Raw genomic sequence first — 25,768 nt, 5'->3', positions numbered from 1 at the left:
AGAATTTTGGCAGAACTTAACATTACTGCGCCCATAGAGAAGGGTTCGAAATGCAAATCATTTTTTTACGTAAATGCAAAAAAATTGATACCAAATGTAGGGACGAGGCATTGATTTGTCCAAAGTTTCGCACCACTGCACGCATAAGGGCAACTTTTAGAGCCTCAAAATTTGTTTATAGACCTTTCTATATTCTTCAAATGCCGTTTGAAGGGCTTTCAAATCTTGGGGGGCTTGTGCATTTTTGCCCTCGCGTTGGTTGGTTTCGCCTATGTAGGCAAGCCTTTGCATGCGCTCGATGCCCAAGGTCGCGCTGCTGCCCTTGATGGTATGAAAGCTACGGCGCACCCACTCCCAATCTTTTTTGGCGATACCTACTTCGAGGTCGCTTAAAATTTGTTGGGTTTCCGTTTCAAATTCGGTATAGACTTCGTTTAGAATTTCTTTGCCGCCATAAGCCTGCAACTGTTGGGCGGTGTCTAAATTGACGATAGGAAGAGTAGAAATGTCGGGCATAATGAAAGGTAGGAAGTAGTGAAGGGAAAGAAATAAGTAAAGTTTATATTTCTATAAAAATAAGTTGGCTCTGCCTGCCTTTTGTATGGAAAAGATAAGGCTTTGTCCGAACTTGCATTGTACTTTGATTGTAATTGGATTGTAAGAGCCACTTTTAGCTTAAAAGCTCGCTTAGTTTTCCTTTTTGTACGATAACAAAGTTATTTTTCTCATCTTTTTGCACCCTTGCCGCTTCGGTGTCGGGGTCGTGCTGGAAGACCAGAATCCAATCTTGGGCGGCGGCGGCTTCTAAAAGTTCCTCTTTTTCTGTCAGCGTCAGCAGTGGGCGCATGTCGTAGCCCATGACGTATGGAATTTTAAGATGGTGCGCCGAAGGGATAAGGTCGCCACAAAAGACAAGGGTTTGTTTGCCTATTTGCACCTGTGGAAGCATCTGTTTTTCGGTATGCCCATCTACATAACGGATAGAAAAGCCCTCGATGTTGAGCAGTTCGGGGGTATCAGCAAAGGCAAGTTGCCCACTTTCTTCAAGGGGTAGGATATTTTCCTTCAAAAAACTTGCTTTTTCGCGTGCATTGGGCTGCACTGCCCACTGCCAATGCGCACGATTAGACCAATATCGCGCCTTTTCAAAAAGCGGACGCAAGTTTTCGCCCTGCCTCACGACTGCACCGCCACAATGGTCGAAATGTAGGTGGGTTAGAAAAACGTCGGTGATGTCGTCTTGGTGGTAGCCTGCCTTTTGTATCGAATCTAAAAGCGAAGCCTCGCCATGCAGGTGAAAATGGCGAAAGAAGCTATCAGGCTGCTTATCGCCAATCCCTGTATCTACCAAAATTAGGCGATTGCCTTTTTCTATCAACAAAGAGCGCATAGACCAGCGGCACATATTGTTGTCGTCGGCAGGGTGCAGGCGATGCCAAATGCTTTTGGGAACGACCCCAAACATAGCACCCCCATCTAATTTAAAATAACCCGTTTCGAGAGCTTGAACTGACATAGCGAATAATTTATGGTTGGAAAAATACGATTGATTAAAAACGCCCTGATGCCTAAGTCCTGCCTTTTGCAGCCACTCACGTCAAAAGTTTGTCTTCGTTTTGTATAATTTTACTACTATTTTGATACCATTTTACCATCATTTTGCTACAAATCTACTACAATGCGTCCGCTTTGGGTATGCCCCTTCTGTATTTTTTTGGACACTTTCAAAGAAAACGTATGCGGCAGATGGTGATAAGGCGGTTTGAAGCGATACTTTCCCTTTTCTATCTCTTTCAGATGGGGAAAGCAATTATAGACACTGTAATTGTATTCGTTTAAAAATTCTAATTGTAGCCCTTCGCCCAAAAGCGCATTGACAATTTCGGAAAGCGAATGATTCCAAGTATAAGAAACCTGCGGCTTGAGCTTCTGATTGGTATAAGATTCGGAAATGGTTTCGATAACGGGTCTTTCGTTGAAATAAGAATATTTGAGTGCGAAATTATTTGCCCATTCATACATATAAATAACGGGGTGAAATTCTACCATATAAAAATAGCCGCCCTCTTTGAGAAAATGAGAGATGATATTTGCCCACTGTTTGAGGTCGGGTAGCCAGCCAATCGCGCCATAGGAGGTATAAACGATGTCGAACTTGCCTTCCAAATTTTCTTTGAGCGCGTAAATATCAGAGGCTACAAAATTGCCTTCAAAACCCAACTCGTCGCGTAATTGACACGCCAAACGAATGGAGGCATCTGAAAGGTCTGCCCCCGTAACGTTTGCGCCCAACTCTGCAAAAGAAAGGGTATCCATTCCAAAGTGGCATTGTAGGTGCAAAAGTTTTTTGCCCTTTACGTCGCCTATTTCTGCCAGCTCGATGGCGTTGAGCGAATTGCGTGTTTTTTTAAATTGCTCGACATTGTAAAAATGCGACTGCTGATGCAATTCCGTTAAGGCGTTCCATGTGGCACGATTAGCGGCTAAATACTCTTCCGAAAGGTGGTTGTTTTTGAGGTCGCTCATAGAAAAAGGAAAGATAAAGGGGGGAGGATAGGAAAAAGCAAGCAAAACTTTATAGTTGGACAAAGATAGTAAAAATAGCAAAAAACCCACGATTTGAGTCGTGGGTTTGGCAAGAACTTGTATCGAAAAGCAAAAACTATCGCTTCAAATCATAACGGTCTGCATTCATGACCTTGACCCAAACTTTGATAAAGTCGCGGACAAATTTTTCCTTGTTGTCGTCTTGGGCATAAAATTCGGCATAGGCACGCAAGATAGAATTTGAGCCAAAGACCAAATCTACCCTTGTGGCAGTCCATTTTGTCGCGCCTGTTTTTCTATCTACGATATGATACAAATTCTTACCCATCGGCTTCCAAGAATAGTTCATATCGGTTAGATTGACAAAGAAATCGTTGGTCAGAACGCCCTCTTTGTCGGTGAAAACGCCATGTTTGCTACCGCCATAATTTGTACCCAAGACGCGCATGCCACCGAGCAAAACGGTCATTTCGGGTGCAGTAAGTCCCAAAAGTTGGGTCTTGTCTAAGAAAAGTTCTTCGGGCTTGACGGCATACTCTTTTTTAAGCCAGTTGCGATAACCGTCGTGTAAAGGTTCTAAGACTTCAAAAGACTCTACATCTGTCATTTCGGCTGTGGCATCTCCCCTACCTGCGGCAAAGGGAACTTTCACCTCAAAACCTGCCGCCTGCGCTGCCTTTTCAATCGCTGCACTGCCGCCCAAGACGATTAAATCGGCAAGGCTTACCTTTTTTTCTAAGCCTGCCTGAATTTGGGTGAGCTTTGTCAAGACCTTTTCCAAGCGTGCAGGCTCGTTGCCTTCCCAATCTTTTTGTGGCGCAAGGCGAATACGCGCCCCATTTGCACCCCCTCTAAAATCAGAATTGCGGAACGTTCTGGCACTATCCCAAGCGGTATTGATAAGTTCGGTTTGGCTTAGTCCGCTATTCAAGATTTGCGTTTTGAGGGCTTCAATTTCGGCATCAGAAAGGGTGTACTCCACTGTCGGGATAGGGTCTTGCCAAATAAGGTCTTCTTTGGGCGCGTCTGCACCTAAATAGCGCGTCTTAGGTCCCAAATCGCGATGCGTGAGCTTGAACCAAGCGCGTGCAAAAACTTCCGAAAAATAAGCAGGGTCTTTGTAGAAACGCTCTGAAATTTTGCGGTATTCGGGGTCTTTAATCATTGCCATGTCCGCATCTGTCATGATGGGATTTTGGCGTTTGTTCGGATTGTGCGCATCAATAGGCTTGTCTTCTTCTTTGATGTTGATAGGCTCCCACTGCCAAGCCCCTGCGGGACTTTTTTTGAGTTCCCATTCATAGTTGAAAAGGAGGTAGAAATAGCCGTTGTCCCATTGGGTAGGGTTTGTAGTCCAAGCCCCTTCTATGCCGCTGGTTACGGTGTGTTCGGCGTTGCCTTTGCCTGTGGGATTTGTCCAGCCGAAACCCTGCTCGTGCAGTTCCGCACCTTCGGGACTTTCGCCTAAAAGTTGGGCGTTGCCATTGCCATGTGCCTTGCCTACGGTGTGTCCGCCTGCGGTCAGGGCAACGGTTTCCTCGTCGTTCATTGCCATGCGTTTGAAGGTCAGGCGCACGTCTTGAGCGGTTTTGAGGGGGTCGGGTTTGCCATCTACGCCTTCGGGATTGACGTAAATCAAGCCCATCTGTACGGCGGCAAGCGGATTTTCCAAAGACGTGCGATTTTGGTCGTCTTCATAGCGATTTTTGGTAGCGGCAAGCCACTGCTTTTCACTACCCCAAAAAATATCCTTTTCAGGATGCCAAATATCTTCTCTACCCCCTGCAAAACCAAAGGTTTTGAAGCCCATAGATTCATACGCCATATTGCCTGCCAAAATAAAAAGGTCTGCCCACGAAATCTTGTTGCCATATTTTTTCTTGATAGGAAAAAGCAGGCGACGGGCTTTGTCTAAGTTGGTATTATCAGGCCAGCTATTGAGGGGTGCAAAACGCTGATTGCCTGTATTGCTACCGCCGCGCCCATCTGCCACGCGATACGTACCTGCGGCATGCCACGCCATGCGAATCATCAGACCACCATAATGTCCCCAATCGGCAGGCCACCAATCTTGACTTTCGGTCATCAAATTTTTGAGGTCTGTTTTAAGGGCTTCTAAATCGAGCTTCTTAAATTCTTCGGCGTAATTGAAAGTAGGCTCTGTGGGGCTTGTTTTGGTGTCGTGTTGGTGCAAAATATCCAGATTGAGGGTATTAGGCCACCAGCTTACGACGGAATTGCTTGTTTCGGTATTTGCCCCATGCATAACGGGACATTTTCCTGTTTTTTCGGAATGGTTGTGTGAATGACTCATGAGATTTCGGTTTAGAAGGTTGTGGGAAAATAAAAAAGTGGGGAAGTGAAACGCCAAAAGTTAAACAAAAACCTGCACAAACGCAAATCGCTCCCTCTTTCTGCTACAAAGGTAGTAGAAGCCCAAACATAAGTCAAACTGATATTTTTGATAAGAGTATAGGCAAAATCTATAACTTGCGAAAGCTACCTACTTTGCGTTCTTTTTGCTCGCATAGCTCTGACTATAATTATTGAGAATTGGATAGGCAAAAACAGAAAACAGCAGCAAAAGCGTACCCAAATAAAACCCAAAGTTCATCAGTTCGGCATCAGGAAAAATAAGTATGGCTGCCAAAGTGCCATAAATTGGGTTTAGATTATTGACCAAAGCCACTGTAAAAGGCGGAATGACTTTCATAATTTCGATAGAAACCGAATAGGCGAAAATAGAAATCACGAACGCCAGCGTCAGGATAAGTAAAAAATCTGTAACCGTTCCCGTCAGGGCAATGCTCTTGCCTTCTTCCATCAGATAATAATTGAAAAAGGGCAGACTTAGTGCCGTAGGAATGAGTGCGCCCAACATTTGGTGGTAGGTAATGACGTAGGCACTCCTTTGGCTACTTTTCTTGGCGTTGTAGATGGTTAGGATAGCTCCAAAAAAAGCCCCAATGATAGACAGACCCAATCCCCAACCGTATTCAAAATTAGAATTAAAGATGATATAAATTCCCAAAGTGGCATTCAGACCTACCAAAAACTGAAACGGCTTTCGCGCACGATTCGAAAAAATGGGGTCGAGGAAGGTAATCCAAAGCGAAGTCGTCGCCATGCCGACCAAACACACAGAAGCATTTGAGATTTTGGCAGAGATAAAAGTTAGCCCCCAATAGAGAAAAACCAAAAAGCCCGACGCAATAATTTCAAGCCTTTCGCGCAGGGGCAGGTTGTTGTCCATTTTTTTGATGGCAATAAAAATTCCCAACAAAACAAAAGCCATCAGGGTACGATAAAAAAGAATTTCTACCGCCTCCATCTGGATACGCCGTACCAAAGTGGGAATGGTGCTACTTAGGATAATGACCAAGTGCAAGAGCAAATACGTGCGTATATTTTTCTGACTACTAACCTGCATATAAGGATTCTATAAAAGGATAAAAAAAAACACGAAGCACTTTCTAAACACTTTTCAAACATCTTCCAAACGCTTTTCAGATGCTTGCTACACCTTTTCTGGCTCTGCCACCGTTTCGGCAGACTCCGTAGGATTGAGCGCGACGGCTCGCTGCTGCAAATGTAAATCGTGTAATGCCAAAGCAAAAGAAAGTGCATACAAAATAATACCGATTTCTAAACTGTAATGCGTTAGAAAGGTAAGTTCCATCACGCCCCACACGCGAAGCACTAAAAATAGTATCGCCACCACAAAAGTATAAGTGCCAAAGACGGCATAGCGCAGCGCAAGCGTTCCCCTTGCTCGCCCCAAGACCATACCCACAAAGCTAACCAATACAACCAAAACTCCCATTAAGACCGCAATTTGCACCCAAAAAGTGTAAAAACCAATAAATACAAAAGTCGCAATGCCTGTACCTACCCAAGCTAACCCCGATAAAAGGTATTCGAGGTAGCGCAGGGGCGAATTTTGATGTATGATTTTTCGTATAAAAGTTGCTTTTGCTGCCATCAGTAAGCCCAAAAAGAAGGGGAGGGCTTCATTGCCCCAAGTAGGTGCATTTGCCCATAAAAATTGAAAGGCGTAGCCATTGAGCGTGGCGATAAAAAACAGTGCCATCAGAAGGGTAAAAGAATAAGCTAAAAAGTAGCGTTTTTTAAAAAGCAAACCCATCAAGACTCCATACATTATCATCATGCTCAATAGCCCGAAAAAAATACCGAAAAGCAAAGCCTCTTGATTCGTCTTTTGTAGGAAATTGGCAGGGGTAGAAAAGCGCAGGGCTGCCTGCAAACTGCCCTCTGTGGCAAAACGAAGGTAGTATATTTTAGGCTGCTCTACATTTGATTCTAAAAGAAAACTGATATTTTTATGCACCAAATCGCGCTGCACAAAAGGGTATCTATCGCCACTTTTTCGCACCTGCCACTGCCCCTGTTCGCCTTTTTCATACAAAAAAAGGCTATCTATTAGCGGATACGTAACTTCTAATACATAACTTTCGCCCACTTTTTTAATAGGTGGAATTTCGATGCAAACCCACAAGACCTGATGCGAGAAGCCCAAAAAAAGTCCATCTTTGGGAAAAGGCTTGACTAAGGATTTGTCCAGCGATTTGTCTAAGGATTTGTCTGAAAGTTTGCCCTGCTGACGGGTAGTGGTAGCCTTGAAAAGTTGTGCTACCTCACTTACAGAAGTTTGAGGGCTTGTTTGGCAGTAGGTGAGCGATTGGTGAAGATTCTCCTCCCTGCCTTCTAAGGAATAGATAGGCAGTAGGTCTTGCCCCTGCAAAAGCGCAGGCAGGCTTCCCTGAAAGACAAAGGCTAAACATAAAAGCAAGGACAGGCTTGTTCTGTCTGCCTTTACCTTTGTCTTTATCTTTGCCTTTATCTTTCGAGCCAAACGACCAAAAAAAAGAGCCATGCCTGATAATTAAGGGGTTAGGATATTTTAAGTTTTTTTTCACTTTGCGCCTAATAAGGGCAAAATCTTACCTCTGCCACAAATTTAAAAAAAGTATGGGCTTTTACAGCCCTTTTCCAAAAAATCTTTTTTACTTTGTAGTCCTTTTGCTCCATTCCCTACCCCTTATTCTACTTAAATGCTCTACTACTTTTTCAAATTTCTGCACGAAAATTACGACCTCCCCGGCTCGGGTTTGTATCAATTCATTACCTTTCGCGCCATTGCAGCAGCGATACTCTCTTTGCTTATCGGTACGATATTTGGAAAAAAAGTAATTCGCTTTTTACAAAAAAAACAAATCGGCGAAACCGTCCGCGACTTGGGTTTGCAGGGTGAAAATTTAAAAGCAGGAACGCCCACTATGGGCGGCATTATTATCCTGCTCGCTATCCTGATACCTGTCCTACTTTTTGCAAAAATAGAAAACATTTATATTCTACTTTTATTAGCTACTTCTATTTGGTTGGGCATCATTGGCTTTGCCGACGACTACATCAAGGTTTTTTTGAAAGATAAAAAAGGGCTACGCGGCAGAGCCAAAGTAGTTGGACAAATTGGCTTGGGGTTGATTATCGGCTTGGTCATGTATTGGCACAAGGACGTGAGAATCAGAGAGTTTGAGTACAATGCGCAAGCTCCCTTTTCGTATGAGGCACTCATTCATGCACCCTACAAAGACATTAAATCTTTGAAAACTACCATTCCTTTTTTCAAAGAAAACGAATTTGACTACCGCTATCTTGTCCCTGATAGTTTGGGCGAAACAGGCGATTTGATTTTATACTTAATAGTGGTTACTTTTATCATTACCGCCGTTTCGAATGGCGCAAATATTACCGACGGACTCGACGGCTTGGCGGCAGGCACTTCGGCAATTATCGGCGTTACGCTGGGCGTTTTGGCGTATGTATCGGGTAATGTGCTGATAGCGAACTATTTAAACATTATGTACCTCCCCAATACAGGCGAAATTCTGGTTTTTTGTATGGCATTTGTAGGGGCTTGCATTGCTTTTCTTTGGTATAATTCTTTCCCTGCCCAAGTTTTTATGGGCGATACGGGGAGTTTGGCTTTGGGCGGCATTATCGCGACGCTGGCGATTGTGTTGCGCAAGGAGTTAATGATACCTATGATTTGTGGAATTTTTTTGGTAGAAAATTTATCGGTGATGTTGCAGGTGAGTTATTTTAAATACACCAAGAAAAAATATGGCGAGGGCAGACGCATCTTTTTGATGTCGCCTTTGCACCATCATTACCAAAAAAAGGGCTACCATGAGGCTAAAATTGTGGCGCGTTTCTGGATTGTGGGCATCATGCTTGCCATCTTAGCTATCGCAACTTTAAAAATTAGATAAAAAACAAACAAAAAAAACATGTCCCGAACCGAACTCAATCAATTAGGCGAATTTGGTCTGATAGAACACCTCAAAAGCACACTACCGCCTGCGCAGGTGGCTTCTACCCTCTTGGGAATTGGCGATGATGCGGCTGTCATTGCCCTTTCTGATACCGAATCGCTGCTTTTTGCCGCCGATATGCTCATCGAGGGGGTTCATTTCGATTTAGCCTACACGCCTTTGCAACATTTGGGCTACAAAGCCGTAGCGGTAAATGTGTCCGATATGGCAGCCATGAACGGCGTAGCACAACAAATAACGGTGAGTTTGGGCGTGAGCAACCGCTTTCCACTCGAAGCCATGGAGGAATTGTATGCAGGTATGGCAAAAGCCTGCACCTTTTATGGCGTAGATTTGGTCGGTGGCGATACCACGACTTCGCCCGCTGGTCTGGTCATTTCGATAAGCGTCATTGGGCGTGCTGCCAAAAATGCTATTTCATATAGAAAAAATGCCAAACCCAACGACATTTTGTGTCTGTCAGGCGATTTGGGAGCTGCCTATTTGGGCTTGCAAATTTTGGTGCGCGAAAAGGAAGTATTCCAAAGTACAGGACAACAGCCTGAATTAGAGCCATATAGCTATGTAGTAGGGCGACAGCTCAAACCCGAAGCGCGTGTAGATGTCGTCAAAGAGTTGGCGCAATTAGGCATCATCCCTACCGCCATGATTGACATTTCCGACGGATTAGCCTCCGAAATTTTGCACCTCTGCAAAGCCTCACAAGTGGGCATGGTCTTGTATGAAGAGAACCTCCCCCTTCACGAAAATAGCTTGCAGACGGCAGAAGAACTCAATCTAAGCCTGACCACCTGCGCCCTGCATGGGGGCGAAGACTACGAACTGCTCTTTACCATTTCACAAAAAGATTACGAAAAGGCGCAAAGGCTAACGGGCATCTATTTTATAGGATTTGTTACCGAAGCCGAATGGGGGGCAAATCTGCACACACGCGCAGGCGAAAAAATTGCGCTACAAGCACAAGGCTGGACACACTTTTAAGTTCAGTTTTTTAGTTTCATTTTTATTTTTCAAAGATGTCTAATCAGAAGGCGGTAGAAATTTTGCGCGAAAAAATCGCAACCCTGCAAGAGGCTTGGGCTATTAGTGCTGATGCGGCTCAAAAATTTGCCTATCAAAAACAAATAGAACAAGCCCAAGCCGAATTAGCCAATTTAGTTGCCAAATCAAACGCCCAAACCGAAGCCATTTCCCCAACTCAAAACAAGAAGCCTTCTTTTTTTAAAATTAACAAAATTTACTTCTTTATCGCACTGCTTCCCATTTTATTAGGCGGCACTTTTCTATTTTTTAAACATTTTTCGCTACAAAAAAAAGAGAAAACAACTGCCACTTCGAGTACCGCAGCTAATACCACCACTAACACAAATCCAACTAAGACGACAGAAAACGCCTTAGAAACTATATCAGAAAATGTACCAGAAGATGTACCAGAAAATATATTAGAAGGTACAACAGAAAATCCGCCTCTTCCCCTTTCTGATGCCGACTTAGCCCGTGAGCCTCTCTTTTATCGCCTTCCCGATAAGGTAGAAAAGCAAACACGCCTCTATCGCCTACACTTAGCAGCCGAAGATTTCGCGGGTCTGATTTCGAAAGATAAAGAAAAAATAGCTTTCTTTTCAGAAAAAATAAAAAACTTAAAACACCTGCAAAGTCTTTCCTTTGCCGAAACCCTACCCCTTAATAATCGCGAATGGGAATTATTTTTTGAATCACTTTCTACCCTACCTTTTTTAGCGTCCTTAGATTTAAGCCATCAAAAGTTAGAAAAAGTGCCAGCCTCTCTTTTTTTGTGTCAAAATTTGAAAACGCTAAACCTATCAGATAATTCACTTGCTTATCTGCCTGCCGAAATAGGAAATTTGAAAAAGCTACAATTTTTATATCTTAATCAAAATCAACTAACAGAATTGCCTCAAAGTTTGGCTACTCTGCCCCATTTGAAAACACTCTCGCTTTTGGAAAACGCGCCTCTTTCGGGTGCTGCCATTCAGACCTTGACAAAAATTGCTGCACTTAAAACCCTACATTTTGAAATAAAAAATGGACAACTTTTACAATTTGCGCTCCTGCGGCTTCAAAATCTACCCCAACTAAGCCAAATAGAAATAGATTTGACGGCACTCGATTTTAAAAGTTTCCCACCTGCCCTGCAAAAGTTACAAAACTTAACGGCTTTGCACCTTCGCCTAACAGCCAGCAGTCAGACGGGCGATATTTTTCAAAAATTAGCCACTTTGCCAAAACTAAAAAGGCTACATCTGCGCCTACAAGGTAGTCCTTATCTTTCACAAGAAATTTTGAAAGTAAAACAAATAGAATCTCTTTATCTGACTCATGAGCAATATTTAGACCCTGCCGACCTTGCCGAAAAAGTATCACAACTACCTAATTTAAAGCACCTTATCCTAACACAAAAGAAGGAAATAAGTCATTTCCCTGCCCAATGGAAAAGGCTCGCCAAAATACAGGTAGAACAAAGAAAGTTAGTCGAATCTTCTTTTTAAACCTTTATTTTATTTTTATGAAAAAAACCATTATTTTTGTCTTATTTTTGTACTCCTGCACCGCTTCTTTGCTTTTCGGTCAGGAAGTAGTACCTGCTCACCAAAGCCTCGAATCTTTTTCCTTCTTGCGCGATTTTTGCGTATCGGCAAGTCAAGATGAGATTTTTTTTACGATAGAAAGCCCTTCCCAAAGCCTTTCGCGCCTTGTCTGCCTGCAAAAGAAAGAGGACAAATGGTCTGAACCTACTTTGCTTCCCTTTTCGGGAAAATATCAAGATTTAGAGCCTTTTTTATCTTATGATGAAAAAAGATTGTATTTTTCTTCTAATCGTCCTACTCAAGACTCCTTAGAATCTAATTTTGATATTTGGTATGTAGAAAGAAAAGATAAAAATGCGGCTTGGTCTGCCCCTATCAATATGGGTGCGCCCATCAATTCGGCAGGCAATGAATTTTATCCCACCCTTTCAGAAAACCAAAATTTGTACTTTACCTCTGCTGATTTGGCAGGTTTTGGAAAAGACGACATCTATGTTTGCTATTGGGCGAAAGACCACTACCTGCCGCCGCAGGTCTTAGATTCTACCATCAATAGCAAAGGTTATGAATTTAATGCTTTTATTTCAAAAGATGAAAAGTATTTAATTTATACCAAATACAATGCTGAAGACGGACTTGGCAGTGGCGATTTGTATGTGGCGCAAAAAAATCAGGCAGGAACTTGGGAAAAGGCGCGAAACTTAGGGGCGAAAATCAATAGCAAACAGATGGATTATTGTCCTTTTTATGACGAAAAAAATAAAATCTTGTATTTTACCAGTAGGCGAGAAGTCAAACCAGAAAACATTTTGAATTGGCAGAGTTTTCAAGATTGGTTAGAAAAGGGCGAAAATGGGTTGAGCAAACTCTACAAAGTCAGTTTTGACCTTTCGCTGTTTTTTGAGGAGTAGGCAAAAAATTGGCGTTGTCAGAAGGATAAAAAGCTAAACTATGTATGATTAAGTTCTAAAATCATTTTTTTAGGTAGGAATAAGACTTGTCTTGTCAGAAGTTCCAGCTTTGCAGCCTGTTCAGACGCGCGAAGCTGGAGCTTCGCGCTACAGGGGGTAGCCAAACATTTTTTCACAATTATTAGGAAAGCTAAAAGCCTTTTCTTACCTTTGTAGCACCACTCCCCTCACAAGATTGTAGCACTTCTTGGGTTACAATTTTTACAACTATCAAAACTAATACCCCTTTTTCCTTCTTCTTCCCCAAGTACGCAACGCTTGTGGGCTTTTTCGTGTTTTCACTTTCTATACAGCATGAGGGTTTTTGGATTGTTTCAGCATTTGCTACTGCCTATTTTTGGGTTCTTGGTTTTGCTTTTTCCTTTTGGAAAAGTGCAGGCACAGCAAGGCGAAATAGATAGCTTAGAAACTATTTTAAAAGAAACACAAAATGATAGTTTGCAAGTGGAAATATTGAACCAGTTGGCGTGGAAAAATCGGAACAATCGCCCTTTTCAGTCCCTTGCCGCTGCACAAGAAGCCCTCGAAATTGCCACTCGTATCGCCTTTACCAAAGGGCAAACTACCGCCCTTAGTTTTATGGGGGTTGCTTATCGCAATTTGGGCAAATTCGACCAAGCCCTTGCCGCCTATATCGAGGCTTTTAATATTGCCCAAAAAACGGGAGATGCCGAGCGCATGGGTTATTCGTACATCAATATCGCCAATGTGTATTACCTGCGGCGCGATTTTAGCTTGGCTCTCAAACAGTTGGAAAAGGCTCTGCCTATTGCCCAAGCCCTCGAAAATGAAAACATGGAAGGCTACGTTTATACCAATCAGGCGCGTGCATACGCCGATAGTGGGCAGTTTTCAGAAGCCATCTCTGCCCATGAAAAAGCCCTTGCCTTGCGCCAAAAACAGGGCGATACCTACGGGGTTTTGGTTACGGTAAATGAAATTGGGCGCGTTTATAGTGCTATGGGCAATTTGGACAAAGCCTTAGAAAAGCACCTATATTCCTTAGATTTAGCCCTTCAAACCGAACAACTCCTCGATTTGGCAAGGGCGCGAACCGACGCAGCCAAGATTTATTATCGCAAGCAAAACTTAGACAAAGCGACAAAACAAGCCGAAGCCGCCCTTCTCTTAGCACAAAAACTCAACATCTATTTAGAAGCCACTGATGCCGCCCAAATTTTGTATCAGATAGAAAAAGAAAAACAAAATTTTAGTCAATCTCTTTATTATCACGAACTTTATACGCGCTATCGCGATTCTGTGGCAAATCAGACCAAAGACCAACTTGTTTCCGAATTGCAGGTAAGATTTGAAGCAGACCAAAAAGAGCGCGAAAATCAGGTTTTAAAACAGGAACAACTACTCAATCAGGCTACTATCGCCAAACAAAATTTGGTCATGATAGGTGGAATTTTGATTTTAGCCATCTTCTCGACCCTGCTGGCGGTTATTTTTTGGGCTTCGCGCAAACGCAAAAAGGCAAACTTGCTTTTGGCAAGGCAAAATGAACAGATAGAACAGCAGCGGCTTATTTTGGTAGAAAAAAATGAGGAGCTAAATCTGCAAACAGAAAATCTGCGAACGGCTTATCGCGAAATTTCTAACATCAACGAAGCCCTGCACCTTTCCCACCAAATTATCGCGACCAAAAACGAAAATATTATCGCCAGCATCAACTACGCCCAACGGATTCAACTTGCCGTTTTGCCACTGCCTTTGCTACTTAATCAATATTTGGCACAAAATTTTATCTTTTTTCAGCCGCGCGACATCGTTTCAGGCGATTTTTATTGGTTTGAAGAAAAAGACAATCGCCTTTATTTGGCAGTAGCCGACTGCACAGGGCATGGCGTACCCGGTGCCATGCTTAGTATGTTGGGGGTTTTGGGTCTGAATACGATTTTAGGTCAGAATCCTTATATAGAGCCTGCTCATTTTTTAGAAAAATTACACTATTTTATTTATCAGAGTTTGCAGCAAAGTCAAAATCATAGCTTAGACGGCATGGAAATCGGACTCATTTGTATCGATAAAAAAGCTGCCACACTAACGTTTGCAGGGGCAAAATCCTCGATTTTCTACCTACAAAATGGTAACGCTCAAAAAATTAAAGGTGATAAATTTTCCATCGGCGGACAATTACACAAAAATCAAGTGCCGCATTTTACACAACATGCGCTCGATTTTAGCAAAGAAAGCCTACAATTCTATCTCTATTCAGACGGCTTCCAAGACCAATTTGGAGGCAGCGAAGGGCGCAAATTGCGGAGCCGTCCTTTCGAAAATCTCTTAGAAAGTCTTTCCGACTTGCCTCTAAAAGAACAAGGCAGAAAATTAGAACAGTTTTTGGTACAATGGATAAAAGAAGGCGACAACACCCAAACGGACGATATTTTGGTCTTGGGTGCAAAGTGCAGCGAGGCAGATTTTGAGAAAATTTCCGCCTTGTCCTAAGTGAGATACTTGCAGCCTGTTCAGACGCGCGAAGTTGGAGATTCGCGCTACCTTTCAAAAAAACAAATCACAATAAAAAATTAAAAAAACTGTTTATTGTGATTTGAAAATTATAGAAAAAACACTTATTTTATCAAGATTTGGTTACAGGCGTGGGTCTATCGCTTCACTTTCCAAAGCTAAGACCGCAAAAACGCTTTCGTGAATCCTACGCAAAGGCTCTTTTCGTACAAACCGCTCTAAGGCTTCTATTCCCAAAGCAAATTCGCGCAAAGCAAGTGAGCGTTTTTGAGAAAGTCCCCTACTTTTAAGGCGTTCCAAATTGTGCGGCAAATCGTATTCTGCCCCGTAAATGATGCGCAAATATTCCTTGCCCCTGCATTTGACAGCAGGCTGTAAAAGTTCTTTGTCTTTGTGGGCTATAAAATCGTAGGGCTTGACTACCATGCCCTCGCCGCCTTTTTGGGTGAGTTCGAGCCACCAAGCCTGCGCCTTTTCAAAATCGCCTTCTTGCTCAAAATCAATGACTTGATAGGCAGTTTGTAGGAACAATTTGGAATCGGCGCGAGCAATTTCGGCAATTTGGGTCAAATGCCATTCGTGATTTTGGTCGAGATGTACCGCGCCTTCGGTAGCCAAGAGATGAAAGGGAGCTAATTTGTAATCGTCAAGACTTTCTACCTGCCAACAGTATTGGCGATAAGCCTCTACGTATTTTTTTAGCACCTCTTTTTTACGCTCGAATCTGACCAACAAATCTTTCGCATTTTCTATTCCCCTTTGCGCCGCCAGAAGCAAGGCACTTTCTGCCTTAGGCAGAGCCGCGCCTGCCGCTGCACCTACGGCGGCATACTGCTCTTTGAGAAGTGCTTGCGCTTTTGCAGACCAAGGCAAAAGTTCGGCATCTAAACAGACCCAATCGGTTTTGAAGTTTTCCCAAAAATTAGCCTTTGTCAGGGCTAATGCCACTCTTTCGAGGAAGGCTTTTTCCAGACCTGTATCCGAAAAAAAGCTGCGCCCTGTGCGCGTGTAACAAACGCCAATGCCTTCATTTTCTACCCCAAAACGCCGTAAAGCCGCCGCCTCATCTCGACAGACGACTAAGACAGCACGCGAACCCATGTGTTTTTCCTGACAAATGACCTTCCGTACCTCTCTTTTTTTGTAGTAATTGAGGGCTTGGGTAGGATACTCCAAATATTCGGGCAAATCGCTGGTAGCGCAAGGCGACATCGTAGGTGGCAAATAAATCAACCACTTCGGATTGATGGCAAAACGGCTCATGACCTCTAAGGCAGCAATCGAACCCTCTTGGCGAAGTGTAATATTATGGCGAAGGCGCGTCTGGATAATGCGTTTGCCACTTACATCTTCGAGGTGCAATAAATCGTCCTCTATTTGTTGGGAACTAAGGGCAGGATTTTGTGCCTGCTTGGTGATAGGGCGCACAGGCTCGCAATAGACTTTTTTGGCATCTACCGATATCAACTCCCCTTCGGGGTAGCGCAAGGCGGTGAGTTTGCCCCCAAAGACGCAACCTGTGTCGATATTGAGGGTTCTGTTCAACCATTCGGGTTGTGGAATGGGCGTGTGTCCATAGATAACTTTTGCCTTTCCGCGATAGGCTTTTGCCCAATCGTGGCGGACAGGAAGCCCAAATTCGTCTATTTCCCCTGTCGTTTCGCCATACAGACAAAAGGCGCGAACTGCGCCCGAAGCCCTGCCCTGCATTTCCTCTATCAAACCTGCATGGGCGACGACAAGTTTGCCCTCATCGAGTACGTAATGGCTTATCAGACCATAAATAAATTTCTCTACGGCAAGACGAAACGCCTTGCTTTCACCTTCCAACTGCTTGACTGTCAGTTCTAACCCATGTTTGAGCTGCACTTTCTGCCCCCTAAGATATTTTTGTAGTTTGATGTCGTGATTGCCGGGCACGCAATACGCCACTCCCGTTTTGACCATGCTCATGACCAACTTCAAGACCTTTGGCGAATCCGTACCCCTATCCACTAAATCGCCCAAAAAGATAGCCTTTCTATTGGGGGGCGGCGTAACGGCAAAACCAAAATGTGGCTCGCCTTCGTTTGTGTGGCTTTCAATTTGATAGCCCAACTTCGAAAGCAAGGTTTCTAATTCATCGAAACAGCCATGTATATCGCCAATTATATCAAAAGCACCCTTGTCTTCTCTTTTGTCGTTGTAGAGTTTTTCGCGCTTGAAATAAATAGGCGCGTCAATCTGCTCCTGATTTAGGCGATAGACCTGCCTAAAACCTTCTTTTTCCAAGCTACGCAACGACTTTTTGAGTTGGTGCGCTTGCTGCCTAACGACATGGCTGCCAAAATTTCGGTCGGGACGCAACTGATTTCGCTTTTCACAGACCTCAAAAGGTAGGTCTAAAACGATAGCCAAAGGCAGACAGTGGTGTGTTCGCGCCAATTCTATCAATCCTTTTCGGGATTCTGCTTGCACGTTGGTAGCATCTATGACGGTGAGCAAGCCTCTTTTGAGCCTTTTGCTCGCCACATAGTAGAGCGTTTCGAAAGCGTCAGTGGTGGCAGTTTGGTCGTTTGGGTCGTCGCAAACCCAAGCCCTGCATTGGTCGGAGGAAAGCACTTCGGTATCCTTAAAATGTTTCTTTGCAAAACTGCTCTTGCCAGAGCCAGAAACGCCTATCAAAACTACCAAAGCAAATTCAGGTATTTTAATTTCCATGTGTAAAAATAGCCATTTGTGAAGGTGCGCCAATATTTTCAAGTTCTTCCCCTAAGGGGGCAATTTCTACCCGATAGCCATATCGTTGGGCTACGCCCTTAGCCCAAGAAGCAAATTCGGCTCTATTCCACTCGAAGCGGTGGTCGGAATGGCGGAAAATACCCGCCTCTAAGGATTCCCAAGTAACGTTGTACTCGCGATTGGGCGTAGTGAGTACAATAGTTTGCGGTTTGGCATTTTCAAAAAGCACCCTTTCGAAGGCTGCCAAACGGTTGGGTTCTAAATGCTCGATGACCTCAACCACTGCCGCCGCCTCAAAGCCTTTTAGTCGCTCGTCTTGATACATCAAAGAACCTTGAAAGAGCGTAATTCGCTCCTTCTGTTTGGGGGACATTTCGTCGTAATGCAGCTTTTCCTTTGCTTTAAGAAGTTCTTGATAGGAAACATCTACGCCTGCTATTTGCGTGAACTGTTTGTGTTTGAGTAGTTTTCTTAAAAGTTTGCCCTCGCCACAGCCCAAATCTAAGACCGTATTTGCACCCGAAGCCAAAAGCACTTCCGCTACCTTTTGCAGCCTTTTTTCATGCAAAGACTCCTTTCTTTTTTCGGTTTCTGAAAGTAGTCCCCACTCATTTGGTTCGGCTTCTAATAATTCGCCCTCACTTAGTCTTTCTAAGGCTTGTCTTGAAAGGGAAGTAAGATTGATAAGGTAACGTTTAGTAATCTGTTCCTTTTCGGGGTGATTTTTGAGCCAGCCCTCGCCTTTTTGCAGCAACTTTTCAATTTCATGTTGATTGACAAAATAATGTTTGTCGTTGTCTAATGTAGGCAACAGAACATAGAGATGCGAAAGAAGTGCCTGCGTAGTTATCTTATTTTTAAGGTGCAAAATGTAGTATTTGCTTGCGCCCCATTCGGGAAATTTATCGTCTAAAACCTGCCTTTCTACCCTCACTTCATAGCCCAATGGCTCAAACAAGCGGCGAATCAGACTTTCCCCTCCTTTGGGTGCAGCCACCGAAGCAATCATCACCTCAAAAGGCATTTCTTGGGCTACCAATTCGGGTCTTTCTTTGCATTTTCCATTCAAAGCAGAGGCAAACGCTTTGGCGATTGCCACACTCATAAAAGACGAGGCTACATAAGGGCGGTCATTGACGTAGTGCGCTAAGGCAAAATTGTCGCTGCCACTTTTTTTATTACCCCGAACCATCTCGATGGGGTCTATATCGAGCAGGAGCGAAAGTGTTAGGCTTGTTTCGCTTTTTTGTGGGTAAAAAATATGCGCCTCACCCATTGAAAGTTCCACCGTTTGAAGTTTGTCGGGGTGCTTGTGCAAGACATAACCCCAATCAGTTGCAGGCGCGTAAGTAGTCGTAATATTTAAAATCATATTTTAATAAAGTTGGAATCAATATCCTAAAAAAACAAAACCCCTATCCTAAAAGTTTCTGATATAGGGTATAATTTTCATCATCGAAGCAGATAAAAATTACTTCCTCGAAAGTCGGATTTTGGTCGAGAAATTCCTCTACCGTTTTTATCGCAATTTCGGCGGCTAAGGGCTTGGGGAAACCATAAACGCCTGTGCTGATGTTGGGAAAGGCAATCCGCAAGAGGTTATTTTCGAGCGCAAGTGCTAAGGATTGGCGATAAGCCGAAGCCAAAAGTTGGGCTTCCTTGTTTTTTCCACCCGACCAAATGGGACCTACCGCATGGATAACCGCTTGGCAGGGCAAATTGCCTGCCTTAGTCAGGACGGCACTACCTGTGGGACAGCCGCCTTGGGCATCGCGAATTTTATCACATTCGAGTATCATTTCTCTGCCTGCGGCAAGGTGAATTGCGCCATCTACGCCGCCGCCCCCTGCCAAACGGCGATTAGCAGCATTGACGATAGCGGGAATAGCAAGTTTGGTGATGTCGCCTTTTTGTAGCGTTATTTTTTTCATTTGTAGGCTATTTTTAGGGATATTTGTAAGATTTTTTTCAGTTATTTAAAAAGTTTTTTATTGTCTTTCAGATACTTTTTGGCTTCATCTTTTGTCGCATGGCTTTTTTCGGCATGGTCGAGGATTTTTTCATAGTAAGCCTTCGCCTGCTGATAATTTTTCTGCTGATGCGCAATCTGACCCAAATACGCCAAAGAGTAGAGATAATAACCTGCCTGCTGTGCGTTGTTGCTTTCGCCAAAGGCGACGGCACGCTCTAAATAGTGTTGCGCCTGTGTGTAGTCGCGATACAATTTGTAGATATAACCCAAATAAAAGGCAGCATAACGCCCATTGGTAGCCTCATAGCCGACCCAACCGCTATCGATGCGATTGAGGATATCGAGAGAAACGGTGCGCAATTTCTGATAATCACCCGTTTGGAAAAGTGCAATGGCGTAATAACGGTGAAAATAGGGGTTATTGGGAAAGGTCTGGTGGAGGTATTCGGCTAAAAGGCTTGCTTTTTCGCGTTGATTTTCGTTTTTGTAAATGGTCATCAGAAAATACTGCGCTTCGGTTTTGGTATAAAAGCCTTCCCGTACCACTTCTTCTAATTGCGCAATGCCTTTTTCTTTTTCCCCGTTTTTAAAAAACCATAAAATCGGCTTTACGCCCGGATAATTCTCGGCTACATATTCTACATAGTAGTTGTAAAGTCCGTCGCCAAAGAGCAGTTCTGGCGTAAGGTCGGTATTTCCTGCGGCTAATTGGTGATATTTGAGGGCTTTTTTGGCTTCAAAGGCGGCTTTGGTTTTGTTTCCCCGCTCGGCATTGAGCCAACCTTTGAAGGCATAACCACCTGCCACAAAAAAAGCCGCTTCCACTGCCTTCTGGGGGTTGTTTTCGTCATCTTCATACTTATCGTAAAGTGCCTCGCCGTATAAAATGGTGCTATCCATGTATGCCATAAACTTGGCATCATAGCGCGTTTCTTCCGTATTGGGCATAATTTTCCAACGCTCGCTCAATCCTAAAAGAAAGTAGGCGATAGGGTGCTGCGGATACCGACGTTTGAGGTATAAAAAGACATCTTCGGAGCGGCGAAAGTCGAAATTATAGAGGTTGTTCATCGCCTCGGTACAAGCCAACTGGACGGCATTGTTGCTAATGAGCATCTCTACGCTATCATAAGAGGGCAGATACTGCGCCTTACAGGGGGTTGTGAGGCTACCCAGAAAAGCCGTTTGGAATCCTACCCAAAAAAAGAAAAAAGAGCCTAAGAAAAAAGAAGGCACAAGGTTTTTTGGAAAGTGGAAGGAAAGACGCATTTTTGAAGACATGCCGAAAAGAGATTAGTTTGCAAAACAACAAAGATACAAAAAAGAAACAACTAAGCGCATCAATTAAGGTTTTTTGGCATTTCTAAGCTGCTCCTTCGGACAAGAGTTTGAAGGGCAGGGCAGGTGTTTATCTTTTTTGCCCAAAAATGTAGCAAAGCACAAAACCTGAAAGGTAGCTTTTAGTCTATTTGCTTTTCCCTATCAATAACTTTACAAGTTTTGGTAATAAAAAAAGTGAAAAAAAATTGCGCCCTTTGGAAAAAAGGTGTAACTTGCGGTCGACATAATCGTATCTATCGCTACAAATACTCTTTCTCCTTCTCTAAAAAACATCTAAAAACGGACAATAACCTCAATGATGATGCAAGTTTTTCCTCTTTTCTACAAAAGCGAAGGCAAAAAGATAGGTATAAATCCCTATCCTACAGCTGCTATAAAGGAAAAGTTGAAAATTTGCGGAGATTTGAGATATAGCAAAACCCATAAGAGTTGGTATTTGCCTTATGAAAAAAGTGTTTTTGAAAAGCTCAAACAACACTTCCCCGACCTTGAAATATCGAGTAACAACGCCCCCTTGCGGACTGAACACAAGCCTGCCCTTTCTAACGGAAATGAGAAAGTAGAAAAGCCAAAAGGTGTTCATCAAACCGACATAGTAGGCAGTTCGAGTACAGAGGCTAATCCTAAGCAAGAGAAGCACGCCGAACCCATTACGCAAATCCTACGCATAGTTGGCTACGAAGATAAAGGTTGGTGGGTCTATTGTGATTTTAGCATAGGGCAGAAAATCAAAACTACTTTGGAGCGGTCTTATTGGGATAAAAACAAAAAAGCGTGGTTTGTACCTGTTTTGAAAGGTAGTTTTGCAAAGCTAAAAAACCTTTTAAACATTCCCATTCCGCACTTGACTTTCCAAAAGTATGAGTTTCCCAGAAATGCTATATTCAAGCCTCATCCCGAAAATAGCGATTTTGTCTTGGTAGAGTTGCCTTACAAAGCGGCGGCTTACAATATTATCAAAACAACAAAGACCCGCTATTGGGACAAAGGACGCAAATGCTGGCGTATCTTGAACCAAAATTCCATTCGCAATGGTTTAATAGAACGATTGCAAAGTGCTGGTATTGAGGTGCAGATTGAGGAAGCAGTATTGCAAAACGTAGTAAAAGAAGGACGCTACAAAGATGTAAAGCAAAATCACGAATGGGTTTTGTCTTTGCCTAAGCCTTTGCAAACTACTTTTACTGCCTATACTGGTGCCCTAATGCTTAGGCAATACAGTTGGCATACTATTAAAAACTACCGTCTGGCATTGAAAGACTATTGTGCTGCTTTTAATTTTCGCCACCCCGACGAAATTTCGCCCAAAGAAGCACAACTTTGGCTCACAGAATCCGTACAAGAGGGAGCCAGTGAAGCGGTCTTTGTAACGATGATTTGTGCTTTGCGTTTTTACTACATCAAGATGCAAAAACGCGAAGATTGGGAGTTTCATCTGCCTTTCCCACGCCGTGCTGAGAAGTTGCCCAATATATTGAGCCAACAAGAGGTAAAGGCAATGTTTGACGCAGTAGATAATCTCAAGCACAAAACCATGTTGCTCTTGGGTTATGCCGCAGGGTTGCGTGTGAGCGAAGTTGTCAGTTTGCGTTTGGCAGATATGGATTCGCAAAGAATGGTTATCCATATCAAACAAGCCAAAGGCAAAAAAGACCGTTGTGTGATGCTTTCGGAGGTGCTTTTGGAAACGTTGAGACTTTATTACAAAGCCTACAAGCCCAAAGAGTGGCTTTTTGAAGGGCAGAGCTACGACCATTACAGCACACGAAGTGTGCAAAAGATATTTCAGCGTGCTAAATTGAAAGCACGCATAGTAAAAAAAGTAAGCTTCCACGCCTTGCGACACAGTTTCGCAACGCACCTGCATGAAGCAGGCACCGACATTCGTATCATTCAAGAACTCTTGGGACACAATAGTTCTAAGACCACCGAACGATACACACATGTTAGTAATCGTACTATCCAAAGGGTCAAAAGCCCCCTAGATACTTTAATGAATTCAAAAAATGCGAACTGAAATTCGTATAACTGCATGTTGTGGGCTATTCTAAAAAAACATTGTTACTAAATTAAATATATGCTAAAAACCATTTACAACTCAAACTTTGTTTCTATTGCACTTTCCGAAGAGCAAGGAATTTCAGTCATAACGTGGTCAGAGAACACAAAAGATATGACAGATGCACAATATAGAGAAGAAATATTGAACCTAACGGAGTTATCAAAAAACACAACTTATAGTGCCACACGTGTTGTTAATGATACAACATTGTTTAAAGGAACTATTATCCCTGAAACCCAAGAGTGGGTAGCAGAAACGATTTATTCACAATTGCAACATATTGAAAAATATGCTTTGGTAATGCCAGATGAGTTTTTTGGTAATTTATCAGTAGAATTAACCTTAGATGAAATACAAAAAATAGGTAATATAAGTCTGAAAGTATTTTCTAATTTAGAGGAGGCTTACCTTTGGATTAACTCTTGACAAAATAATTTCAGGTATTGTCAAATAGAATACAATCTGTTAAAAAGTTAGGGTTTATTCAGGAAAACCTTTGCAATTTTTTTCTATCGTATTGTCTAAAAAAACAATGAAATGACAAAAGATGACATAGAACAATTACTTTCGGAATGTTTGTTACGCTCAGAAACCTATTCCTTAGTCATTACTGACTTAGAAGGACGGTATATTTATGTCAATGAAGTATTTAAAAACAGGTTTGCATTTGTCTGCAATGATTTTATAGGTCAGCCTTCCTTTATAGCCATCTACCCCGAAGACCACGACAAATGCCTTCAAGCCATAGAGCAGGTTTTTCAAAATCCTGATAAGGTAGTAAAGGTAAATTTACGAAAACCTGATACCAGCATTAACGATTTTTATTGGACACATTGGGAATTTTCTTTGTTCAAAGACCATAACAAAAATCCCGTAGGCATACTTTGCTTGGGACACGACATCACAGAAACTGAAAAAGCAAGCAGACAAGCCAAAGAATTTGCCCAGAAAGTAGAAACAATGATAGAGGAAATCACAGACGGTTTTTATGTACTCAATCGTGAGTGGAAATTTATCAAAATCAATACAGTAGCAGAACAAATATTAGGCATTCCAAGAGAAAAACTTTTAGGACATACAATTTGGGATTTATTTCCAGACACACCCGATTACAACTATCCCACTGCCTACCGCAAAGCAATGAATGAGTATGTAACGGTAACTTTTGAAGATTATCGGGCAGATTTGGATAAGTGGTTTAGCACGGTTTGTTATTCTTCGCAAGAAGGTTTGACGGTGTTTTTCAAAGATATTACCCAAGAAAAGAAAAAGCAATTTGCCTTAGAAGATACGACAAATAAATTAAAAGCAATTTTAGAAAGCACGCACAATGGTTATATTTTGATAAATAAAGACTATAAAATATTACATTTTAATGAAGTTGCAAAGATAATGAGATACGATTACGTTCATAGAATATTGGTAATCAATCAAGATGTAAGAGATTTCATTAGTTTAGAAAGTAAAAATGTTTTAATGGATTTATTTGAAAAAGCAATGCAAGGTCAAGCAACTGTGACAGAAGTAAAAAGGACTATACAAGGTAAGGAAACTTGGTTTGAAGATTATTTTTTGCCTGTTTATAAAGAAGCAACCCAAGAACTCATAGGCGTTACACTCAAAACTGTGAATATTGATGATAGAAAACAAGCAGAGAGGAAAATGAAAGAGCAAGATTATATATTGCGTGCTATTTATAACAGTACAACCGAAGCCATAACATTCATAGATAAAAATTTTTTGGTACGTTTTGGCAATCAAGTAGCAAAAGGATTTACTAAACAATTTTTCGGCAAAGAGGCACAACTTGGAGATAATGTATTTGACTATACTTTACCTGAATATCAAGAAGAATTTAGAGATTATTTTGAAAGAGTTTTGTCAGGAGAGCATATTACTATGGATTACAAATATAATAAAAATTATTGGAAACTAAGTTTGTATCCCGTATATGACGATGAGCATATTATAATTGGTATTGCCCACAATGTACTTGATATTACAAAACGCAAAGAGAAAGAAGAAGTGGTATTAAAGCAAAACGAAGCCTTACAACAAATATCGTGGCAACAATCTCACGAACTTCGCAGACCTGTTGCCAGTATTTTAGGACTTTGTGACTTGCTTAAAAACTATAAAAATGAAACCGAAGAAATGAAAAGTAAATATATTGACAGTATGCTACAAGCAGCTAATGAACTTGATAAGATTATACATAAAATAGTGTTTCTTGCGAATGAAAATGAGTACGACAAATAAAAGAACAGCCCACAACATTATGTTTGCGAAAAGGCGGGCTAATGTGCTAATTTTAGGTTTTTGTGCTTTCTATAAACTTTGTGCGTAGGGCAATCCAAAAAAGCAAGCTCCCACTTTTGGAACTTGCTTTTTCTTTTTTTTGTATCTTTGTGAGAAATAGAAAACTATTTGGTTACTAATAGGCCTGTAAGTTTTGGCAACAAAAAAGTAAGAAAAAATTGCGCCCTTTGGAAAAAAGGGGTAACTTACAACGGATAGAAGCGTATAAAAACTTTGAAAATGCGCAAGGGCTTGTGTGTAACGGTGGCATTTCGGGTGCAATTTTAAAAGAAAAATCCTCAAAAGTAGCCCAAAAATTCGTAACTTCGCAAGCGAACAAAAAGAAATACGACAATGGCAAAATACATCAATCCCTATACTGATTTTGGCTTCAAAAAACTTTTTGGAGAAGAAGCAAACAAAGACCTTTTGATTGATTTTTTGAACCAACTTTTGCCCAAACATCATCAAATTGC

General features: G+C 42.3%; 19 protein-coding genes. 9 read left to right on the top strand and 10 right to left on the bottom strand.

The window, feature by feature from the left end; translation table 11 throughout:
• Positions 1 to 156 precede the first annotated feature (156 nt).
• The 6 genes from G500_RS0107570 to G500_RS0107540 form a co-directional block, all read right to left on the bottom strand.
• The gene (locus tag G500_RS0107570; RefSeq protein ID WP_027002132.1) at positions 157 to 516 is read right to left on the bottom strand and encodes an Hpt domain-containing protein; all 360 of its coding nucleotides are present in this window, start codon (positions 514 to 516) and stop codon (positions 157 to 159) included.
• A gap of 154 nt (positions 517 to 670) precedes the next feature.
• Positions 671 to 1,516, bottom strand: a complete 846-nt coding sequence (locus G500_RS0107565; protein WP_027002131.1) for an MBL fold metallo-hydrolase — start codon at positions 1,514 to 1,516, stop codon at positions 671 to 673.
• Positions 1,517 to 1,662: 146 nt separating this feature from the next.
• Entirely contained in the window at positions 1,663 to 2,526 is an 864-nt protein-coding gene (locus G500_RS22775; protein ID WP_051203368.1) for a class I SAM-dependent methyltransferase, read from the bottom strand.
• A gap of 136 nt (positions 2,527 to 2,662) precedes the next feature.
• Entirely contained in the window at positions 2,663 to 4,861 is a 2,199-nt protein-coding gene (gene katG, locus G500_RS0107555; RefSeq protein WP_027002130.1) for a catalase/peroxidase HPI, read from the bottom strand.
• A 189-nt stretch (positions 4,862 to 5,050) separates the two neighbouring features.
• Positions 5,051 to 5,977 (bottom strand): DMT family transporter, encoded by a 927-nt coding sequence (locus G500_RS0107545; RefSeq protein WP_086047852.1) that lies wholly within the window; start codon positions 5,975 to 5,977, stop codon positions 5,051 to 5,053.
• An 87-nt stretch (positions 5,978 to 6,064) separates the two neighbouring features.
• A complete protein-coding gene (locus G500_RS0107540; RefSeq protein ID WP_027002128.1) occupies positions 6,065 to 7,441 on the bottom strand; it encodes a 7TMR-DISM family protein in 1,377 nt (458 codons plus the stop codon).
• 178 nt (positions 7,442 to 7,619) lie between these two features.
• Between G500_RS0107540 and mraY the strand changes: the two genes are divergently transcribed.
• The 5 genes from mraY (at position 7,620) to G500_RS0107505 (ending at position 14,877) form a co-directional block, all read left to right on the top strand.
• Positions 7,620 to 8,840, top strand: a complete 1,221-nt coding sequence (gene mraY / locus G500_RS0107530; protein ID WP_027002127.1) for a phospho-N-acetylmuramoyl-pentapeptide-transferase — start codon at positions 7,620 to 7,622, stop codon at positions 8,838 to 8,840.
• An 18-nt stretch (positions 8,841 to 8,858) separates the two neighbouring features.
• Entirely contained in the window at positions 8,859 to 9,884 is a 1,026-nt protein-coding gene (gene thiL / locus G500_RS0107525) for a thiamine-phosphate kinase (protein WP_027002126.1), read from the top strand.
• Between the two features lie 35 nt (positions 9,885 to 9,919).
• Positions 9,920 to 11,413: a leucine-rich repeat domain-containing protein gene (locus tag G500_RS0107520; protein WP_027002125.1), complete on the top strand. Its 1,494-nt coding sequence runs from the start codon at positions 9,920 to 9,922 to the stop codon at positions 11,411 to 11,413.
• A gap of 17 nt (positions 11,414 to 11,430) precedes the next feature.
• Positions 11,431 to 12,363 carry a TolB-like translocation protein gene (locus G500_RS22770; RefSeq protein ID WP_035756660.1) on the top strand — a complete coding sequence of 311 codons (933 nt, stop codon included), beginning with the start codon at positions 11,431 to 11,433 and terminating at the stop codon, positions 12,361 to 12,363.
• A gap of 354 nt (positions 12,364 to 12,717) precedes the next feature.
• Positions 12,718 to 14,877 (top strand): tetratricopeptide repeat protein, encoded by a 2,160-nt coding sequence (locus G500_RS0107505; RefSeq protein WP_027002124.1) that lies wholly within the window; start codon positions 12,718 to 12,720, stop codon positions 14,875 to 14,877.
• A gap of 144 nt (positions 14,878 to 15,021) precedes the next feature.
• Here G500_RS0107505 and G500_RS0107500 read toward each other — a convergent pair whose 3' ends face one another.
• From G500_RS0107500 to G500_RS0107485, 4 genes are read right to left on the bottom strand one after another with little or no spacing between them, the layout of a single operon-like run.
• Complete coding sequence (locus G500_RS0107500) at positions 15,022 to 17,598, bottom strand: polynucleotide kinase-phosphatase (RefSeq protein ID WP_027002123.1); 2,577 nt, start codon at positions 17,596 to 17,598, stop codon at positions 15,022 to 15,024.
• Positions 17,588 to 18,991: a 3' terminal RNA ribose 2'-O-methyltransferase Hen1 gene (locus G500_RS0107495; protein ID WP_027002122.1), complete on the bottom strand. Its 1,404-nt coding sequence runs from the start codon at positions 18,989 to 18,991 to the stop codon at positions 17,588 to 17,590. The genes G500_RS0107500 and G500_RS0107495 overlap by 11 nt, the downstream gene beginning before the upstream one ends.
• A gap of 43 nt (positions 18,992 to 19,034) precedes the next feature.
• On the bottom strand, positions 19,035 to 19,550 hold the full coding sequence (locus tag G500_RS0107490; RefSeq protein WP_027002121.1) for an O-acetyl-ADP-ribose deacetylase: 516 nt from the start codon (positions 19,548 to 19,550) through the stop codon (positions 19,035 to 19,037).
• Between the two features lie 41 nt (positions 19,551 to 19,591).
• Positions 19,592 to 20,872 carry a tetratricopeptide repeat protein gene (locus tag G500_RS0107485; RefSeq protein ID WP_245574474.1) on the bottom strand — a complete coding sequence of 427 codons (1,281 nt, stop codon included), beginning with the start codon at positions 20,870 to 20,872 and terminating at the stop codon, positions 19,592 to 19,594.
• Between the two features lie 463 nt (positions 20,873 to 21,335).
• Between G500_RS0107485 and G500_RS26375 the strand changes: the two genes are divergently transcribed.
• From G500_RS26375 to G500_RS25465, 4 genes are all read left to right on the top strand, one after another.
• Positions 21,336 to 22,949 carry a tyrosine-type recombinase/integrase gene (locus G500_RS26375; protein ID WP_245574473.1) on the top strand — a complete coding sequence of 538 codons (1,614 nt, stop codon included), beginning with the start codon at positions 21,336 to 21,338 and terminating at the stop codon, positions 22,947 to 22,949.
• A 60-nt stretch (positions 22,950 to 23,009) separates the two neighbouring features.
• Positions 23,010 to 23,420 (top strand): hypothetical protein, encoded by a 411-nt coding sequence (locus G500_RS0107470; protein WP_027002119.1) that lies wholly within the window; start codon positions 23,010 to 23,012, stop codon positions 23,418 to 23,420.
• Positions 23,421 to 23,531: 111 nt separating this feature from the next.
• Positions 23,532 to 25,253: a PAS domain-containing protein gene (locus G500_RS0107465; RefSeq protein ID WP_027002118.1), complete on the top strand. Its 1,722-nt coding sequence runs from the start codon at positions 23,532 to 23,534 to the stop codon at positions 25,251 to 25,253.
• Between the two features lie 393 nt (positions 25,254 to 25,646).
• Positions 25,647 to 25,768, top strand: a 122-nt coding sequence (locus G500_RS25465; RefSeq protein ID WP_211220145.1) for a PD-(D/E)XK nuclease family transposase, incomplete at its 3' end; no start/stop codon positions are given.

This window comes from Hugenholtzia roseola DSM 9546, assembly GCF_000422585.1.
GTDB lineage: Bacteria > Bacteroidota > Bacteroidia > Cytophagales > Bernardetiaceae > Hugenholtzia > Hugenholtzia roseola.
This window is presented reverse-complemented; position numbering and strand designations above follow the sequence as displayed.

Coding starts and splice junctions, on each gene's coding strand:
- G500_RS0107570 (WP_027002132.1), bottom strand. CDS start 516: ATGCCCGACATTTCTACTCTTCCTATCGTCAATTTAGACACCGCCCAA.
- G500_RS0107565 (WP_027002131.1), bottom strand. CDS start 1,516: ATGTCAGTTCAAGCTCTCGAAACGGGTTATTTTAAATTAGATGGGGGT.
- G500_RS22775 (WP_051203368.1), bottom strand. CDS start 2,526: ATGAGCGACCTCAAAAACAACCACCTTTCGGAAGAGTATTTAGCCGCT.
- katG (WP_027002130.1), bottom strand. CDS start 4,861: ATGAGTCATTCACACAACCATTCCGAAAAAACAGGAAAATGTCCCGTT.
- G500_RS0107545 (WP_086047852.1), bottom strand. CDS start 5,977: ATGCAGGTTAGTAGTCAGAAAAATATACGCACGTATTTGCTCTTGCAC.
- G500_RS0107540 (WP_027002128.1), bottom strand. CDS start 7,441: ATGGCTCTTTTTTTTGGTCGTTTGGCTCGAAAGATAAAGGCAAAGATA.
- mraY (WP_027002127.1), top strand. CDS start 7,620: ATGCTCTACTACTTTTTCAAATTTCTGCACGAAAATTACGACCTCCCC.
- thiL (WP_027002126.1), top strand. CDS start 8,859: ATGTCCCGAACCGAACTCAATCAATTAGGCGAATTTGGTCTGATAGAA.
- G500_RS0107520 (WP_027002125.1), top strand. CDS start 9,920: ATGTCTAATCAGAAGGCGGTAGAAATTTTGCGCGAAAAAATCGCAACC.
- G500_RS22770 (WP_035756660.1), top strand. CDS start 11,431: ATGAAAAAAACCATTATTTTTGTCTTATTTTTGTACTCCTGCACCGCT.
- G500_RS0107505 (WP_027002124.1), top strand. CDS start 12,718: ATGAGGGTTTTTGGATTGTTTCAGCATTTGCTACTGCCTATTTTTGGG.
- G500_RS0107500 (WP_027002123.1), bottom strand. CDS start 17,598: ATGGAAATTAAAATACCTGAATTTGCTTTGGTAGTTTTGATAGGCGTT.
- G500_RS0107495 (WP_027002122.1), bottom strand. CDS start 18,991: ATGATTTTAAATATTACGACTACTTACGCGCCTGCAACTGATTGGGGT.
- G500_RS0107490 (WP_027002121.1), bottom strand. CDS start 19,550: ATGAAAAAAATAACGCTACAAAAAGGCGACATCACCAAACTTGCTATT.
- G500_RS0107485 (WP_245574474.1), bottom strand. CDS start 20,872: ATGTCTTCAAAAATGCGTCTTTCCTTCCACTTTCCAAAAAACCTTGTG.
- G500_RS0107470 (WP_027002119.1), top strand. CDS start 23,010: ATGCTAAAAACCATTTACAACTCAAACTTTGTTTCTATTGCACTTTCC.
- G500_RS0107465 (WP_027002118.1), top strand. CDS start 23,532: ATGACAAAAGATGACATAGAACAATTACTTTCGGAATGTTTGTTACGC.